Genomic DNA, 260 nt, shown 5'->3' with positions numbered 1-260 from the left:
GGTCACGCGGCGCCGCCCTCGCCACCTTCGCGCATCGGGATGCGCACGCCGCGCTCCTGGGCACCGGACTCGGCGATGTCGTACCCGGCGTCGACGTGACGGATGAGGCCCATGCCGGGGTCGTTGGTGAGCACGCGGCGGATCTTCTCGCCGGCCAGCTTGGTGCCGTCGCCGACGGACACCTGGCCGGCGTGGATGGAGCGGCCCATGCCGCCGCCGCCGCCGTGGTGGGTGGAGACCCAGGAGGTGCCGGAGGCGAC

1 pseudogene is annotated in these 260 nt (G+C 74.6%); it reads right to left on the bottom strand.

The window, feature by feature from the left end:
• Positions 1-2 precede the first annotated feature (2 nt).
• Positions 3-260 (bottom strand): annotated as a pseudogene (locus KVT44_RS56280) (urocanate hydratase); the annotation flags it as partial.

Origin of the sequence: Streptomyces sp. GbtcB7 (assembly GCF_019091445.1) — a bacterium.
In the GTDB taxonomy this organism is placed as follows: domain Bacteria; phylum Actinomycetota; class Actinomycetes; order Streptomycetales; family Streptomycetaceae; genus Streptomyces; species Streptomyces mirabilis.
Note: the sequence above shows the minus strand (reverse complement) of the source record. Positions and strands in the feature narration are given on the sequence as shown.